A 17,547-nucleotide genomic window follows, 5' to 3' on the forward strand; every position below is an offset into this window, starting at 1 on the left:
ATGGGCGGTGGCCTTAGACCTGCCCCCGCAATTCTGCTGAGCTGATGCCCAGCACCTGGCTGATCTTCTCCGCAGAGATCGCCCCTTCGCGCAAGATGCGGGGCCGACCGGAAGCCAGATCCACGATGGTCGAGGCCACGCCCACGGTGGCTTCTCCCCCATCAATGTACGTATTCACGTCCGAGCCCAATTGATCCTTCGCCATCTGGACATTCGTCGCCGGGGCCTGGCCGGAAATATTGGCGCTCGAGACGGCCATCGGGCCGGTGCGCTGCAGCAGCTCAATGGCCACGGGGTGCATCGGCATCCGCAGCATCACGGTGCCACGGGTATCCCCCAAGTTCCACGGCAGGCTTGGCGCCTGGTTCACCACCATGGACAGCCCGCCGGGCCAGAAGGCCTCCACGAGCCGGCGCATGTTGTAGGTGTATTCCCGCACCAGGCCCTCGATGGTGGTCCAGCTGCCCACGAGCACCGGCACCGGCATGTCCGGGCCGCGCCCCTTGGCGCGCAGCAATGCGTTGACGGCCTCGTTGTCGAAGGCGTCGCAACCGATTCCGTAGAGGGTATCGGTGGGCATAACAACGAGTCGGCCCGCCTTGACCGCGTCCACGGCGGTGTCGATGGCGTGCTCGCGCGACTGCGGATCGGTGGCGTCGACTGTCTGGGACATTCGTGACCTTTCGTGGAAGCTTGGTGGGAAAGCTAGCCGGTTCTATTTTTACCTGTGTCTACTTTAGACCTGCGGCGGGATGTAGGCGGGATCACGCTGCACATGGGCAGACACGAAACGCGGGCGCCCGGCAAGATCATCGTGCTGCTGCACATCGATCATGCCTGCCTCGTGCATGAGCTTCTGCACGCCCTCGCCGTTGGAATCATCGTGTTCGATGCCCACTGCGCTATGCGGGGCCGATAGCAGCGCCGCCAGCTCCACAACCTTCGGCATGAGCTCGAGCCCGTCGTCGCCGGAGAACACCGCCTCGGGCGGGTCGGCGTGGACTTCGGGGCTCACGTCGGCATCGGCGGGCACGTAGGGCGGGTTGCTGACCACCACGTCGGCCGTTCCGACCAGCGCCTTCTTGCCCGCGCGCAGCGGGTGTGCCACGTCGAACGGCAGGAAGCGCACGTCAACGCGCGGGTCGATCGGCAGCGCGGCCGCATTCTTGTTCGCCAAGTCGATGGCCTCGGGGGATTTTTCTAATCCGACGACGCCCACCCGAATCCCCTCGTCCACCAGGGGCGCTAGTCGGTGCGCCACCGCGAGCGCGATGGTCCCGGGTCCACTGCAGATATCCACGATCGTCACTGAGTCGCTAAACAGCGAGGCCCGCAACGCCGACGCCCGCTGGTAGCGCACCAGCTCGAAGGCCTGCTCGGCTGCCCATTCCACGAGGAGTTCGGTTTCCGGGCGTGGGATGAACGCACCAGGGGCGCTGAAGAAGTCCAGGCCGTCGAAGGGTGCGGAGCCCACGATGTGCTGCAGGGGTTCGCGGCGCACGCGGCGCTGCAGCCAGGGCTCGAAGGTATCGGGCGCCGGGTCATCCGCGGCCATGAACAGCGCGGTGGCGCTGACGGGGCTCAGCGGCGCCGAGTCGGCGCTGGCCAGCGCGTAGCGCATGAGCAGGCGCGCCTCCACATCGGCCGAGGCCACCCCAGCGGCGGCGAGAAGGCTCGCCCCCGCCCGAGTGGCCTGGGACACTGTGATATCAGTGAGCTCTGTGATCTCAGTGCTATCAGTCTGATCGGTGTGTTCGGGGCTCAAAGGCCTAGCCCTCCGCCTCCAGCCGCCGCGCGCGCTCTGCGTCCTTGAGCGCCGCGAACAGGGCCTCGAGGTCACCGCCGAGTACGGCGTCGAGGTTGTTGGCTTTGTAACCGATGCGGTGATCAGACACGCGAGATTCGGGGAAGTTGTAGGTGCGGATGCGTTCGGAACGATCCATCGTGCGGATCTGTGCCGCGCGACCCTCTGCGGCCTCGGCTTCCGCTTCCTCTTCCTTCATCTGCTGCAGGCGAGCCGCCAGCACCTGCATGGCGCGCGCCTTGTTCTGGATTTGGGAGCGTTCCTTCTGGCAGGTCACGACCACGCCGGTGGGCAGGTGAGTGATGCGCACGGCGGAGTCCGTGGTGTTCACGCCCTGGCCGCCCTTACCGGAGGAGCGGTAGACGTCCACGCGGATGTCCTTGTCGTCGATCTCCACGTCCTCGACCTCATCCGGCTCCGGGTAGACGAGCACACCGGCGGCGGAGGTCTGGATGCGGCCCTGCGACTCGGTCACGGGCACGCGCTGCACGCGGTGCACGCCGCCTTCGAACTTGAACTCAGACCAGGCGCCGTCGCGGCTGGGCTGCTTCGAGCGGATGGACAGGGTCATGTCCTTCACGCCACCGAGGTCTGTTTCGTTGAGGCCCAGGATTTCCGTGGAGAATCCGTGGCGCTCGGCATAGCGCTGGTACATGCGCGCCAGCTCGCCCGCGAACAGGGCGGCTTCCTCGCCGCCGGCACCGGACTTGATTTCCATGACGATGTCATCGCCATCGTGCGGGTCGCGCGGAGCCAGCAGATCGGTGAGCTTTTCTTCCAGCTCGGGGATCTCCTGCTCCAGGCGCTTGGCCTCGTCCGCGAATTCCTTGTCCTCGCTGGCCATTTCCTGGGCAGCTTCGTGATCCTCGCGGGCCTGCTGCAGGCGATCGTAGGTCTGGATGATGGGCTGCAACTCGGAGAATCGCTTGCCCACCTTGCGCGCAGCCGACGGGTCATTGTGCAGCTCGGGGTCGCTGAGCTGCATTTCCAGGCCCTGGTACTCGGCCAGGATGTCGTCGATCATTGATGGGGTATCAGCCATGATTAGTCCTCCTCGTCCTCACCGGCCAACGGAGCGGAGGATGCGACCTGCATCATGAACTCGCGGTTGGTCTTGTTCTTGCGCAGCTGCTTGATGAGCAGATCGATGGCGGCCTGAGAATCCAGGGCGGACAGGATGCGGCGCAGCTTGTGCATGATGCGCGCCTCCTCCGGGCCGAGCAGCAGCTCGTCCTTGCGGGTGCCGGAGGGGTTGACATCCACGGCCGGGAACACGCGGCGCTCCGCGATCTTGCGATCGAGCTTGAGCTCCGCGTTGCCGGTGCCCTTGAATTCCTCGAAGATCACGGTGTCGCCGGCCGAGCCGGTCTCCACCATGGCGGTGGCGATGATCGTCAGCGAGCCACCGTTTTCAATGTTGCGGGCCGCACCGAGGAAACGTTTCGGCGGGTACAGCGCGTTGGAGTCCACACCACCGGACAGGATGCGTCCGGAAGCCGGCGAGCTGTTGTTGTACGCACGGCCCAGGCGGGTGATGGAGTCCAGCAACAGCACCACGTCCTTGCCCTGCTCCACGAGGCGCTTAGCGCGCTCCACGGCGAGCTCGGCCACGGCGGTGTGCTCTCCCGGCGGGCGGTCAAACGTGGAGGAAATAACCTCGCCGTGGACGCTGCGCTGCATGTCCGTAACCTCTTCGGGGCGCTCGTCCACGAGCACGACCATGAGGTAGCACTCCGGGTTATTCGTGGCGATCGCGTTGGCGATGTCCTGCAGGATCGTGGTCTTACCGGCCTTCGGCGGGGAGACGATGAGCGCACGCTGGCCCTTGCCGATCGGCATGATGAGGTCGATCACGCGCGTGGTGAGGATCTTCGGCTCAGTCTCCAGGCGCAGGCGCTGGTTCGGGTACAGCGGGGTGAGCTTGGAGAAGTGCGGGCGCTGAGCAGCCTGCTCCGGGGTGAGGCCGTTGACGGTCTCGACCTGGTGGATCGGCGTGTAATTCTGGCGGTTCCGCCCGCGGCCGCCACCCTGATTGTTGTTGTTATTGTTGCGCGGCTTGATGGTGCCGGTGATCGCATCGCCGTGGCGCATGCCGTACTTGCGCACGGTGTTGATCGGCACGTAAACGTCCGTGCTTCCGGCGTGGTAGCCGGTGGTGCGGATGAAGGCCGTGTTGGCGTCCGCGAAGTCGAGGATGCCCGCGACCGGCGCGAGGTTCTCCGAGGCCTGGTTGTCGCGATCGTTATTGTTGTCGCGGTTATTGTCCCGGTTGTCCCGGTTATCGCGGTTATCGCGGTTGCTGTCCCGCTGATCATTGCGGTTGTTATCCCGGTCACGGCCGCGCCCGCGGCGGTTGCGACGGTTCCTGCGGTTGCGACGATTGCCGCGCTCCCCATTGCGATCATGGCCGCGATCATTGTTGCGGTCGTTATTGCGATCGTTGTTGCGCTCGCCGTTGTTCTCGGAGTTATTGGAGTTACTGGAGTTGCCGGAATTATCGTTATCGTTCGACGCCGCTACGTCGGCATCCCCACCACGGTCATTCGAGCGGTCACCACGATTGTTCGGGTTCCGGTGGCGCTCGCGGCGCTCCTGACGGTCCTGGCGCTCCTGCTGCTGGCGATCTGGCTGATCCCCTGCGGAATCTGCATGCCCAGCATCAGCGGCATTGCTGGAGTCGCCCTGGCGAGACTCCTGCTTCGGCTCCTGCTTGGGCTTCTGACGAGGCGCTCCCCCGCCGGTACCAGCGGATTCGATAGCTGCGATGAGATCCCCCTTGCGCAGCCCGGAGGTTCCCCTCAATCCTTGGGCGGCGGCGATCTGGCGCAGCTCTGGCAACTTCAAGGATGCAAGGCCATTGGCTTGGCCCCGAGCCAAAATATCGGACAGGCTCACGAAAGTCCTTTCACGTTTACACTCCCCGGTTCGCGGCTGCCAGGAACTTTCCGGCAGGCGACACACACGGTGTAAAAAGCATGGATTATTGAGAATGTTCTTTTCACGAGATACCCCACGCCAGCAACCCACGAACGGGCGGTACGGCTGTGGAGCACGTAGGGGCGTCGGGCAAAAAAACTAGCAACCGAGACGAATCATACCCCGCAACGAAACTCCGATACTCAAACCCGAACGAGCGGGTTTTACGAAGATGTAATTAACAATAGCACCACCCACGGTAGGCTGAGAAGTCATGAAGTCCACGATGCAGGAGATCCCCCTCTCCGTAGCGCGCATCCTGCAATACGGAGCCAACACACACCGCAACACGGTGGTATCCACCTACTTCGACGACCACGCGGACAACACCACGTTCGGCGAGATCGCGACGCGCGCGGCGGCGTTTGCCAACGCCCTCGCGGACGAATTCGGCGTGGAGATCGGCGACCGCGTGGGCACGCTGCTATCTAACTGCACGGAACATCTGGAAACGATGCTCAGCGTGGCCTCCATGGGCGCGGTATTCAACCCCATCAACCGGCTGCTCATGGACGATCAGATCACGCACATCATCAACCATGCGCAGCCGAAGGTGCTCGTCATGGACCCCGCCTACGCGGAGCAACTCGTACCGCTGCTGCCCCAGTGCCCGTCCGTGGAGGCGCTGGTGGTGACTGGCCCGTCGATGCGCAAGCTGGGCCACGTACGCGACGTCGTGGCAGACATCTACGGGAAGGAAAGCACAAGCGCTGTGGCCCCCGCCGTGGAAAGCTACGAAGCGGCGATGGACGGGCGCAGCTGCGTCTACGACTGGCCGCAGCTGCCCGAGACCTCCCCGGCCGCGATGTGCTATTCCACCGGCACCGAGGGCGCGCCGAAGGCCGTCGTGTACTCGCACCGCTCACTGTGGCTGCACTCCCTAGACCTGCGGACCGCCGATAGTTTCGGCATCCGCAACGGCACCACATTCCTGTGCTGCGTGCCGATCTACCACGTGCTGAGCTGGGGCGTGCCGCTGGCCGCATTCATGTCCGGCGCACCGATGGTGTTCACCGGGCGCAGCACCAGCCCGGAGCATCTGGCGCACGTCATCGCCAGCGCCATGCCACAGCAGGCACACGGCTCGCCGGCAGTGTGGACGAGCCTGATGGTCTACTACGGGCACAACGAACCGAAGAAGATGAGCCTGCGGGAGATCTACGCGGGCGGCTCGCCCGTATCGCAGGCGCTCATTGCTGCGTGGGAGGAACGCTTCGGTGTGGACATGATCCACTGCTGGGGCATGACCGAAACGGCCTCCATCGGCACCGTGGCACACCCACCCGCGGGAGTGGACGGCGAGGCGCGGGCACGCTACCGCATGTCGCAGGGCCGGTTCCAGGTGGGCCTGGAATACCGCATCGTGGACGACGACGGCACGGTACTCGACGCCAACGACCGCAACTCCGGAGAACTCCACGTGCGCGGCAACACGGTGACGTGCCGCTACTACCACTCCCCCTCCCAGGACATCCCAGAAGACGAGTCCGGCGAAGCCTCCGTGTTCCGCGGCGACGACGTGGATGATGCACACGACCGGTTCACCGAGGACGGGTGGCTGCGCACCGGCGACATCGCCACCGTCAACCGCGACGGCTATCTGACCATTCACGACCGCAAGGCAGACCTCATCCGTTCCGGTGGCGAATGGATCTACTCGGCGGTGCTGGAGAACTACCTCATGGAACCGGCCGCCGTGGTGGAGGCCGCGGTCATCGGCATTCCGGACGAGAAATGGGGCCAACGCCCTCTGGCTGTGGTGCACATGCAGGAAGGCGCGCCGCGCACGCCGGAGATGGCCGCTGAGCTGGCCCGGCACCTCGGAACGAAGGTGCCGCGGTGGATGCTGCCGGAATACTGGACGTTCGTGGATTATGTGGACAAGACCAGCGTGGACAAGTTCGACAAGAAAGACCTGCGGAAGCACTATCAGCGCGGGGAGTTCGAGATCATTAAGCTCTAGGTGCGTGCGCAGGCTGGCAATCTGCTGTCAGCGCAGACCGAGGTAGCTAAGAAGTCTCCATGAAGATCGCAGGGCAGACTATCTCAACTCGTTCGATCGTTGTCTACCCGAGTAATGTTCTCGGACATGACAACCATCATGGCCATGGGTCCCGCGTGGACCGATCCCATCCAACTGCTCTCGGAGAACGGTCCCTTCGGCGCCGCCGTGCTACCCGCCATGTTCATCATGGTCTTTATCGAATCGGGTCTGCTGTTCCCCTTCCTGCCCGGCGATTCGCTGCTGTTCACCGCCGGTCTGCTGGCCTCCCAGCCCGATGGTTTCGCCCCGCTGTGGGTAGTCCTCGTCGCAGCGCCCATCGCCGCGATTCTCGGCGATCAGGTCGGCTACTGGATCGGCCACACCTTCCACCCCCGGCTGCGCAACCGCCCAGACGGACGGTTCTTCAAGCAGGCCTACCTCAAGCAAACCGAGGATTTCTTCGACAAATACGGGCCCGTCACGATCATCATTTGTCGCTTCGTGCCCATCGTGCGCACCTATGCCCCGCTGGTCGCGGGTATGGCGGGCATGAAGTTCCGCACCTTCATCACCTTTAACGTCATCGGTGGCGTGCTGTGGGGCTCCGGCGTGGTCTACCTGGGGTCCCTGCTAGGTGGCATCGACTTCGTGCGCAACAACATCGAGGCTATCTTCCTGGGTATCGTGGCCCTGTCCGTCATCCCGGGCGTGTACGGCGTGGCGAAGGGCTGGCAAGCAAAACGGCGCGACGCCCGCGAGGAGCGCCGCGCCCAAGCACAACAAGCACGAACCGTTGGTGAGAACTAGCGCGAGCTAGCCGCTGACTTCTACGGTGACGGGGCCCGCAACATCGAGCTCCAGCACCTTCATGCCGCGCCCCTGAGCTTCCTCCACCAGCGAACGCTCCACCGGGTTGGTGGACAGCACCATGATGGTGGGACCGGCGCCGGAGAGATACGCCGGGTACCCCAGGTTGCGCAGTCGATTGACCCACTCCGCGGTTACTGGCAGCACCTCGGCGCGGTAGGTCTGGTGCATCCGGTCCCGCGTGCCCTCCCACAGCAGCGAGGGATCATCACGCAGCGCCACCGTCATGACCGCCGTGCGCGACACATTGAAACGCGCATCCAAGTGGCTGATGTCCGAGGGCAGCACCCGCCGCACGGCCTCCGTGGAGGCGTGGAAATCGGGGATGAACGCCGTGGCCTTGATATCCGGGTGCACCTCGATGCGCCGGGCGAAGTACTGCGGGGCCGTGCGTCCGTCGATGGGGGTGTTCGTCCAGCTCACGATGCCTGCGCCGAGGATAGACGCCGCAGCGTTATCTGGGTGCCCCTCGAACGTCGATGCGAGCTGCACCATCGTGTCATTATCCAGCGCAAAATCAGCCAGGCCATTGGCCGCCGCCACGCCTGCGGCGGCCGCCGACGCCGACGACCCCATGCCGCGAGACTGCGGGATGGCATTGGTGCACACCACGCGCAGTCCCGGAGCGGTAACGTCCGCGGCCTTCAACGCCGCGCGCAGAGCCTTGACCACTAGGTGACGCTCGTCTAGGGGGACTTCGCCTTCGCCCTCGCCGGAGACCACAACCTCCAGGCCGGACTCCACAACCTCAACCTCAACGTGGTCGTACAGGCTCAAAGCCAGGCCGAGAGTGTCGAACCCGGGACCCAGGTTCGCCGACGATGCGGGTACCTTGACGCTGGCCTTCCGGCCGACCGGGATCTCTACGCTCATTCCAGCCCCAGCGCCTCAGCGATCGCGTGGGTATCCACATCGGTGACGGTCGGCTCCGGCATCTCGGCCAGCGCGGTCGTCGGATCCTTCAGGCCGTGGCCGGTGACGGTGCACACCACGCGCGAACCGGCCTTGATCTCGCCCTTAGAGTGTGCGTCCAGGAAGCCTGCCACCGACGATGCCGATGCTGGCTCCACGAAGACACCTTCCTTCGACGCCACCAGGTGGTATGCCTTGAGGATCTGCTCATCGGTCTGGGCACGGAAGTTACCGCCGGACTCCTCCTTGGCGGCAACCGCCTGCTGCCAGGAAGCCGGGTTACCGATGCGAATGGCGGTGGCGATGGTCTCCGGCTCCAGCACGGGCTCGCCGTGGACCAGCGGAGCCGCGCCTGCGGCCTGCACGCCGAGCATCATCGGGCGCTGGGTGGAGACACCGTCCTCGGCGTACTCGCTGTAGCCCTTCCAGTACGCGGTGATGTTGCCCGCGTTGCCCACCGGCAGCGCGTGGATATCGGGGGCGTCGCCCAAACAATCGACGATCTCGAAGGCGGCCGTCTTCTGGCCCTCGATGCGCATCGGGTTGACGGAGTTCACCAGTGCGATCTCGGGGAACTCGGTGGTGGTCTTGCGCACCATCTCCAGGCAGTCGTCGAAGTTGCCGCGCACCTGGATGATCTGGGCGCCGTGCATCACGGCCTGCGCCAGCTTGCCCTGGGCGATCTTGCCCTCGGGGATGAGCACAGCGCACTTCAGGCCCGCGCGGGCGGCGTAGGCCGCAGCGGAGGCCGACGTGTTACCGGTCGAGGCGCACATGAGCACCTTCTGGCCCTTGTGATACGCGTCGGTTACGGCCACGGTCATGCCACGGTCCTTGAAGGAACCGGTGGGGTTGGCGCCCTCGATCTTCAAGTACACGTCACAGTCCGTGAGCTCGGAGATGTGGTTAGCCCGCAGCAGCGGCGTGCCGCCCTCGTTGAGGGTGATGGGCTCCCAATCCTTCGCGAACGGCATCCGCTCGCGGTACATGTTGATCAGACCGGTCCAGTGCGTTAGCACCTTGTTGTTGCTCACGATTCGCCTTACTCGCTTGTCCTAGTCTTAGGGATTCTAGGGGTTTAGGGTTGAAATTCTCGTTCTTATTCTTGCACGCCGGCACCCCAGGGCACCGATCCGCTAGCCCTCCATGCGGATCACGGAGTTAATGGCCATGACCGCATCGAGTTGCTTGAGCTTGTCCACGGTGTTCTCCAGGTCCGCCTCGCGGGCGCTGTGGGTGATAACGACCAGGCGGGCGCCATCGCGCAGCTCTTCCTGGCGCACGGTCTTCAGGGACACACCCTGCTCCGCGAACACCGAGGCGACCTCGGCCAGCACACCCGTGCGGTCATCGACCTGCATGTCTACGTGGTAGCGCGTGGAGACGTCGCCGAAATCGGCGATGGGCAGCTCGGCGTAGGTAGACTCGCCGGGGCCGCGACCGCCGTGGACGATGTTGCGGGCCACGGCCACAACGTCACCCAGCACAGCAGATGCGGTGGGGCCACCACCTGCGCCGTTGCCGTAGAACATGAGGCGACCTGCGGACTCGGCCTCGACGAACACGGCGTTGTAGGACTCGGACACGCTGGCCAGCGGGTGGCTGGTCGGCACCAGAGCCGGGTACACGCGAGCCGAGACGGATTCCTTGCCCTCGTCGTCGACAAGACGCTCGCAGATCGCGAGGAGCTTAATGGTGGAGTTTGCGGCCTTAGCGGCGTCGATATCCTCCACGCTGATGTCGCGGATGCCCTCAGTGTGGACGTTCTCGCCAGACACGCGCGTGTGGAACGCCAGTGAGGCCAGGATGGCGGCCTTGCTGGCGGCATCGTAACCGTCGACGTCCGCAGACGGATCGGCCTCCGCGTAGCCCAGCTCGGTTGCCTCAGCGAGCATCTCCTCGTAGCTGGCGCCGCGGTGGTACATCGCATCGAGGATGAAGTTCGTGGTGCCGTTGACGATGCCCATGACTTGGTTAACCTTGTCACCGGCCAGGGAGCGGCGCAGCGGGCCGACCACCGGGATGGCTGCAGCCACGGCGGCTTCGAAGAACAGATCCACACCGGACTCGTCCGCGGCGGCGGCGAGATCGTCTGCGTGGGCGGCGATGAGGGCCTTGTTGGCCGTCACCACGGACTTGCCAGCGCGCAGGGCGGCGAGGACCACCTGGCGTGGGTAATCAATGCCGCCGATAACCTCGATGACGAGGTCGATATCGTCCCGCTTCACCAGGCCGAGGGCATCATCGGTGAGGAGGTCGCGGTCCACGCCGGGGCGGGGCTTGCTCAGATCGCCGACTGCAATTCCCCGAACCTCGAGGGGGCCGCCGATGCGGGCGGTGAACTCGTCGCTCCGCTCACCGAGCAGGCGCAGCACCTCTGCTCCGACCGTACCCATGCCCAGCAGGGCCACGCCCACGGTCGAGCCAGCACCCTTGCCGGGTTTGAAAGCAGCTTGTGCGGTCTCAGTCATAACGCTCCAAAGTTGTGTTTCAAGTGCGAGTTTTGCCCATTGTAGACTATGCGGTTCACCAGCTCGACCGCTGGGACACCGGGTGGGTATGGGCTAGAAGTTCTCCAGCGCCAGAATGTCGCTTAGGGTTTCCCGGCGAATCATAACCCGAGCCGAGCCCTGGGACACGACGATCACCGGGGGCCTGGCCATCATGTTGTAGCGCGACGCCATGGAATAGCAGTACGCGCCCGTGGCACCCAGCATGAGCAGATCGCCGGGGCGCACATCAGCCGGAATGAGCACATCGTTGACGAGGATGTCGCCGGACTCGCAGTGAGAACCCACCACGCGGGAGGGCAACAGCTCGCCCTCCACCTGGCGGTTGACGATGCGGCAATCGTATTCAGCTTGGTACAGGGCCGGGCGGATGTTGTCGCTCATGCCACCATCGACGGAGATGTACCGGCGTGCCTGGGTGGCGGAAACCTCCACGTCCTTGACCGTGCCGACACGGTAAATGGTCACCATGGACGGACCGGCGATGGCACGGCCCGGTTCCACGTTGAGGGTGGGGGTCGGCACACCCGCTTCCTCGGCGGCCTCGGCCACCTTGGCGCGCAGATCGGACGCCACGGCGGAGACATCGAGCGCTTCCTGATCGGGCATGTACGGAATGCCATACCCGCCGCCCAAGTCGAGGATGTCGAACGTAGGGGCGTCGGACGGATCGACCATCTCCAACAAGCGCGACCACAGACCCAGCATGCGCTCGCCCGCGAGGGCGAAACCGGCGGCGTCGAAGACCTGGGAACCAACGTGGCAATGCAGGCCACGCAGGCGAATCCCCTCGGCAGCGGCGCAGGCCAGTGCGGCGTGCTCAGCGGCGCCGGAAGCCAGGGAGAAGCCGAACTTCTGATCCTCGTGGCTCGTGGCGATGAACTCGTGGGTGTCCACATGCACGCCGGGGGTGACGCGAACGAGCACGTCCTGGGTCTGGTCCAACTCCTCGGCGACCTCAGCGAGATTTTCGATCTCCTGGAGGGAATCGACCACAACAAGTTCCACCCCGGAACGCACGGCGAGGGTGAGGAAGGCACGGGACTTGTTGTTACCGTGCACGGTGATGCGCTCGGCCGGGAAGTCGGCGGCGAGGGCGACCTCGAGCTCTCCCTGGGAGGCAACATCCAGCGACAGCCCCTCCTCGGCAATCCACCGGGCGACGGTGCGGGAAAGGAACGCCTTGGAGGCGTAGTGGACGCGCTCGCCGCCTCCGAAGGCCTCGGCCATCGTGCGGCAGCGGGTGCGGAACTCGTCCTCGTCGAGGACGAAGGCGGGCGTTCCGAACTCCTCGGCGAGATCGGTGAGCGTGACTCCCCCGATCTCCACGGCGCCATCCACACGACGCGCGGTAGACGCGGGATAGACGTGGCCGGGGATGGAGTTGAACTCTTCCGTATTCGCGGTGCGGGTGCGCAGCGGGACCTGCGGCAGGTGGGTCTCCGGATCCATCCGGTTACATCCTCTCGGGTGCGGAGACGCCCAACAGACCCAGGGCGTTCTCGAGGGTCTGGCGGGTGGCGCGAGCCAGGGCGAGGCGTGCGGAGAACACGGCCTGCTCCTCGGCGGTGGGCTCGGAGTCCTGGTTGGCCTTGGGCAGGATCTGGCACGAATCGTAGAACCGGTGGAACGTGCCGGCCAGCTGCTCGGCGTAGCGGGCCACGCGGTGCGGTTCGCGCAGCTCGGCGGCGGTGGCAACCACGCTGGGGAATTCGCCGAGGGTGCGGATGAGGTCGCCCTCGCGGTCGTGAGTGAGCAGCGACAGGTCGGCGCCTTCGTAGGTCACGTCAGCTTCCTTAGCCTTGCGTGCGATCGAGCACAGGCGGGCGTGGCCGTACTGGACGTAGAACACGGGGTTGTCGTTGGACTGGGAGGCCCACAGGTCCATGTCAATATCCAGGGAGGAGTCCACGGAGCTGCGGATCAGTGCGTAGCGGGCGGCATCCACGCCGATGGCCTCGACGAGGTCGTCGAGGGTGATGACGGTGCCTGCGCGCTTGGACATGCGCACGGCGTGGCCGTCCTTGACGAGGTTGACCATCTGGCCGATGAGGACTTCCACCTGGTTCGGGTCGTATCCCATGGCCGCTGCGGCGGCGCGCAAGCGGGCGATGTAGCCGTGGTGGTCGGCACCCAGCATGTAGATGCACAGGTCATGGCCACGCTCGATCTTGTCCTCGATGTAGGCGATGTCGCCTGCGATGTACGCGGCGTTGCCATCGGACTTAATGACCACGCGGTCCTTGTCATCGCCGAACTCGGTGGAGCGCAGCCACCACGCGCCGTCTGCTTCGTAGAGGTTGCCGCTGGCCTTGATCTTCTCGATGGCGCGATCCACGGCGCCCGATTCAAACAGGGAGTTTTCGTGGAAGTACACATCGAACTCGGTGCCGAACTCCGCGAGGGTGTCCATGATGTGCTTGAACATCAGCTTCACGCCCTCGGCGCGGAACAGCTCCTGTGCGTCTTCGGCGCGCAGGCCCTCCCAGGTGGGGTTGTCGGCGACGACCTGAGCGGCAATGTCGTGAATGTAGGCTCCGCCGTATCCGTCTTCCGGCGTGGGCTCGCCGTGGGCGGCGGCGAGCAGCGACCGGGCGAAGCGGTCGATCTGGGCGCCGTGGTCGTTGAAGTAGTACTCCCGGGTGACGTCGGCACCGCGGGCGGTAAGGATGCGGCCCAGGGAATCGCCGACGGCGGCCCAGCGGGTGCCACCGAGGTGGATCGGGCCAGTGGGGTTGGCGGAGACGAACTCCAGGTTGATCTTCTTGCCTGCGTACTCATCGCCGGAGCCAAAGTTGGTGCCTGCAGCGAGGATCTCCTCGACGATCTTGCCCTGAGCGGCCGCGGCGAGGCGGATGTTGATGAAGCCGGGGCCTGCGACCGAGGCTTCGTCGATGCCATCGCTGGCCGCGAGCTTCTCGGCGAGCCAGGTGGCGAATTCGCGCGGGTTGGTTCCGGCCTTTTTCGCCACCTGCATGGCGATATTGGTGGCGTAATCCCCGTGCTCAGGGTTGCGCGGGCGCTCGACCGTGGGTGCGTCTGGCACGACGGATGCGTCCAGGTCATGCGCCTCGAGGGTGGCGCGGGCTTCGGTGGCGATGAGGGTTGAAAGTTCTGCAGGAGTCACGTGCTACACAATAACAGTCGCTGAGACATTCCCCTGCTCTAGCCCTGCTCCCGCCCTGTTCTTGGCCCGGCTCTTGGCCCACTCCAGCGCGCCCCCAGCTCTTCTGCAGCTCACGGGGCGCGACGGGTGCCGGGCACTCGCTTTCGCGCTGCCGATTGTCAGCGATCTTTGAGACGGTGCTACACTCTCACTTCGTACCGATTCGACACTGTTCATTGCTGTTCAGCCCTGTTTAGCTGTGTTCAGAACTGTTCGGTTTGGTACGGCTTGTTGCATTGCCTCCGTAGCTCAGGGGATAGAGCACTGGTTTCCGGTACCAGGGGTCGTGAGTTCGAATCTCGCCGGGGGCACCACGCACATCGATCGGCCACCCTGCCCAGGCAGGGTGGCCTTTTTGCTTATTCTCTTTTTCTTTTTCTGACGCCCAACCGAGCTATTCCACACCCGTCACGGTGTCGATAGCGACGGTCTGGGCTCCGGGGATGCGATCGAAGCGCTGCCGGTCGCAGGTGAAAATGACAATCTGGTTGCGCTGCCCCAGTTTGCCCAGCACGAGGTTCATCTTCTCCGCGCGCTGCTCGTCGCTGAAGCCCAGGACGTCGTCGAGGAAGATGGGTACGGACTCCCCCTCGCCCACCAACCGTGCTGTGGCGAGCAACTGCAGGATCTCCAGCTGTTCCTTCGCGCCACCGGACAGCTGATCCTTGACCAGGTTCTTGCCATCGGCGGAGCGGTTCGAGACCTGGAAATTGTCATCCACATCCACATCAATGGCGGTGCCGAACACGAGGCGGGCCAGGCTTTCCAGCTCCTTACGGTAGGGGGCAGAGTAGCGTTCTTTCGCTTCCTGCCGGGCCTGCAGGAGGACCTCGCACAGCAGGGCGGCTGCATCGGCCTGCCGGGTGATGCGGGCCAAGGTGCGCTGCGCCCGCTCGTTCTCGCTGCGCGCCTCTGCCAAAGTATCGGCAGCGTTGGTTGCGTTGCCGAGATTCTCAGTGGTCTTGGCGATATTGATATCGAGCTGGTGCTCCTCATTGAGCAGTCCAGCGACCCTGCTTTCCGCGCCCTGGAGGCTCAGCTTCACGGTTTCGAGGTCATCCTGGCCTTCATTGCGACGCACCTCGTCCTCCCACGTGACGCTGGCCTGGGCAACGTCTTGTTCGGCCTTGGCGACCGCTGCGGCGAGATCATCGTCGCTGACCTGTTCGCGTTCGGCTGCCAGTTCCCGCGCCAGCTCGTCGCGCCGTTCCTCGAAGCTCTCGCACCGTGCCGTGGCCTGCGCTGCGGTGGTGGTGGCCGGGGATGCCAGAACCTTCTCACGACGATCACCGGCAGCTTGGGCTGCCTCCGAAGATGCGGTACGCCACCTTTTCACTGTGGCTGCCTCCGGCAAGCTTGAATCCTTTTCGGTGAGAACCGCAACGAGTGCGTCGTCCTCTCCCCCAGCCTGGCGCAAATCGGCAACAAAGCTCGCCACGGTGGTATCGACTTCCGCCCCTGCGGCCTCTGCCTTGTCTGCACGATCCACCACTGCTTCAGCCTGGGCAGCAGCGGTTCGCTGAGCCTCGGTGAGGGCAGATAGAGCTTGGGTCTCAGCCTGCTTGAGCTGATCCTGGGTGCGCCCGCCCGTCATCGACGTGGCACGGGATTCCAGGGCGCGGATCTCGTCCTCCATGGCCGCGCGGTTTTCCGCCAACTCCGCGATGGTGGTCAGGGCTTCGCGAAGATCACCATCGCTGCTGTCGGCATCGATGTCCACACCGGTTGGCCGGAACACGCGGAAAGCCCGAACGCACGCCGCTGCCGCTTGTTCCACCGATGAGTCCTGCGCTGACTGATCTCTGGCAGGGGAAATCGTCACCTGGTAGTCCCCCAGACCAAGCGTGGTGTGCTGGGTGAGCTGCAGCTGGGTTCCCTTATCGCCCAGATCAACCTCGCGGCCATCGTGGGTGAAGGTTGATCCGGCCGGCCCATCGACGCGCACGCTGGTGGATACCGCTTCGCGGACTCGTTGTTCCTCGTGCAGCTTGGCAACGGCGTCGCGCGCAGCGGCCACGTTCTGCTCCGTCGCGGGATCGTTATCAACCTGGCGCTTCTTTTCCGATATCTCCTTGTAGATCTTGGTGACCGACTCGCGCTGGGCACCGAGTTCCTCGTGCTGTGCCGCCAAAGCGCGGACGTCTTCGGTCATTCCCACGACCTCGTACACCGCCTGGGCAAGCTGGGCTTCCGCTTGGGCAGCCTGCCACTCGGCCGTCGCGGCCTCCCGCTTATCGGCTTCCGCTGCCGCTTCTGCTACCGCCGCGTCCATCGTCTCCCGCGCGGTCTGGGCCTGCTGAGTCACGGCTTCGAGCTTCGCCGCGTTCTCCTGCCGCCGGATGAGCTTTTCTTCCTGCAGGTCGAGCTCCATCTGCACGCTGCGCAGCTTTTGGGTTGCGGTATCCAAGGCCGTGGCACGCTGCTGGGCCTCCTTGAGCGCCTCCTGGCACTGTTCCACCGCTCGGTGCGCCTCCGGTTTTTCTGCCCGAATGTCGTTTCGGCGAGTGTAGAACCGGTCCAAGTCTGAGATCGCCTTTTGGGCGTCTGCGTAAACGCGCTCTGCTTCAAACAACACGTCGGCCGCGTGTTCGGCATTATCCAGAGCTTTCTTCAAGTCGCCCTTGGGTCGGCGGGATTTCGTGCGATCCCGGTAAGAGAAATCTTCGCGGTCCACGAGCTTGACGAGTTCAGCGGCCACTCCCTCGCTCACCTGAGTCGAGACAGGCGCTAGATCCCCGCGTTCGGGACCATCTCCATCTGCGCTGTGCAGTGCCTCGGTGAGCGTGGCGATGCCGGTGAGGTCAATCTTGCTGACGTCCCTGCCCTGCTCCACGAACAGCGCAGACCGCAGATCGGTATCGACGTGCTGCTCCATGATCTCGGCGAATCGACGCATGGCATCATCCGACACGAGGTTTTCCACCCGTGGGGACGTGATGTTCAACGTCACGCGCTTGTCTTGAAACGACTTTTGGTAGCGCAGTTCGTACTGGCCGATGGTCAGATCGGCCGTGATCACCGGCTTGACGTCCTCCCCCACGGGAAAGAACTTTGCCACTGACTTGGCGGTCGTCTTCGGCTTGGTGTCGCTCAGCAGCAGTTCAAAGGCTTGGAGCAAACTGGACTTTCCAGCCTCGTTGGGACCGTGGATCACGGTGACGCCACGAGTCTGCGGTTCCAGCACTGCATGCGAGATACCGGCAAAGTTACTGACCTCGAGCCTGTTGAGACACAGCCCTGCAGCTGCAGTGTGAGTCTGGTGGGCAAAGTGATCAGGTCGGGTGCTGTGGGTCATGGGAAGCGCGTCCTCTCGGAAAAAGAGTTCTCG

At 64.5% G+C, this 17,547-nt stretch carries 12 protein-coding genes and 1 tRNA gene; 3 read left to right on the forward strand and 10 right to left on the reverse strand.

Annotation, left to right across the window (positions count from 1 at the left end):
• Nucleotides 1-13: 13 nt before the first annotated feature.
• The 4 genes from LA343_RS09315 to rho form a co-directional block, all read right to left on the reverse strand.
• The gene (locus LA343_RS09315; RefSeq protein WP_025403059.1) at nt 14-673 is read right to left on the reverse strand and encodes an L-threonylcarbamoyladenylate synthase; all 660 of its coding nucleotides are present in this window, start codon (nt 671-673) and stop codon (nt 14-16) included.
• Between the two features lie 63 nt (nt 674-736).
• A complete protein-coding gene (locus LA343_RS09320; protein ID WP_224207497.1) occupies nt 737-1,765 on the reverse strand; it encodes a N5-glutamine methyltransferase family protein in 1,029 nt (342 codons plus the stop codon).
• Between the two features lie 4 nt (nt 1,766-1,769).
• Entirely contained in the window at nt 1,770-2,846 is a 1,077-nt protein-coding gene (gene prfA / locus LA343_RS09325; RefSeq protein ID WP_025403061.1) for a peptide chain release factor 1, read from the reverse strand.
• A gap of 2 nt (nt 2,847-2,848) precedes the next feature.
• Nucleotides 2,849-4,699 carry a transcription termination factor Rho gene (rho, locus tag LA343_RS09330; RefSeq protein WP_025403062.1) on the reverse strand — a complete coding sequence of 617 codons (1,851 nt, stop codon included), beginning with the start codon at nt 4,697-4,699 and terminating at the stop codon, nt 2,849-2,851.
• 295 nt (nt 4,700-4,994) lie between these two features.
• Here rho and LA343_RS09335 point away from each other — a divergent pair, with 295 nt between their 5' ends.
• On the forward strand, nt 4,995-6,743 hold the full coding sequence (locus LA343_RS09335) for a long-chain fatty-acid--CoA ligase (protein ID WP_025403063.1): 1,749 nt from the start codon (nt 4,995-4,997) through the stop codon (nt 6,741-6,743).
• Nucleotides 6,744-6,869: 126 nt separating this feature from the next.
• Complete coding sequence (locus tag LA343_RS09340) at nt 6,870-7,571, forward strand: DedA family protein (protein WP_052337567.1); 702 nt, start codon at nt 6,870-6,872, stop codon at nt 7,569-7,571.
• A 6-nt stretch (nt 7,572-7,577) separates the two neighbouring features.
• On the opposite strand, the gene thrB is transcribed toward LA343_RS09340, so the two are convergent.
• The 5 genes from thrB to argS form a co-directional block, all read right to left on the reverse strand.
• Complete coding sequence (gene thrB / locus LA343_RS09345; RefSeq protein ID WP_025403065.1) at nt 7,578-8,504, reverse strand: homoserine kinase; 927 nt, start codon at nt 8,502-8,504, stop codon at nt 7,578-7,580.
• Entirely contained in the window at nt 8,501-9,532 is a 1,032-nt protein-coding gene (gene thrC / locus LA343_RS09350; protein ID WP_052337669.1) for a threonine synthase, read from the reverse strand. Before thrC ends, thrB begins: the two co-directional genes overlap by 4 nt.
• 147 nt (nt 9,533-9,679) lie before the next feature.
• On the reverse strand, nt 9,680-11,014 hold the full coding sequence (locus LA343_RS09355) for a homoserine dehydrogenase (RefSeq protein ID WP_025403067.1): 1,335 nt from the start codon (nt 11,012-11,014) through the stop codon (nt 9,680-9,682).
• Nucleotides 11,015-11,107: 93 nt separating this feature from the next.
• Entirely contained in the window at nt 11,108-12,505 is a 1,398-nt protein-coding gene (lysA, locus tag LA343_RS09360; protein ID WP_025403068.1) for a diaminopimelate decarboxylase, read from the reverse strand.
• Between the two features lie 4 nt (nt 12,506-12,509).
• Nucleotides 12,510-14,180, reverse strand: a complete 1,671-nt coding sequence (gene argS, locus LA343_RS09365) for an arginine--tRNA ligase (protein WP_025403069.1) — start codon at nt 14,178-14,180, stop codon at nt 12,510-12,512.
• Nucleotides 14,181-14,457: 277 nt separating this feature from the next.
• Here argS and LA343_RS09370 point away from each other — a divergent pair.
• Nucleotides 14,458-14,533, forward strand: a tRNA-Arg gene (locus LA343_RS09370).
• Nucleotides 14,534-14,613: 80 nt separating this feature from the next.
• Here LA343_RS09370 and LA343_RS09375 read toward each other — a convergent pair.
• Nucleotides 14,614-17,514 carry an AAA family ATPase gene (locus tag LA343_RS09375; RefSeq protein ID WP_025403070.1) on the reverse strand — a complete coding sequence of 967 codons (2,901 nt, stop codon included), beginning with the start codon at nt 17,512-17,514 and terminating at the stop codon, nt 14,614-14,616.
• Nucleotides 17,515-17,547: the final 33 nt, after the last annotated feature.

The sequence above is a fragment of the Corynebacterium falsenii genome, assembly GCF_020099275.1.
GTDB lineage: Bacteria > Actinomycetota > Actinomycetes > Mycobacteriales > Mycobacteriaceae > Corynebacterium > Corynebacterium falsenii.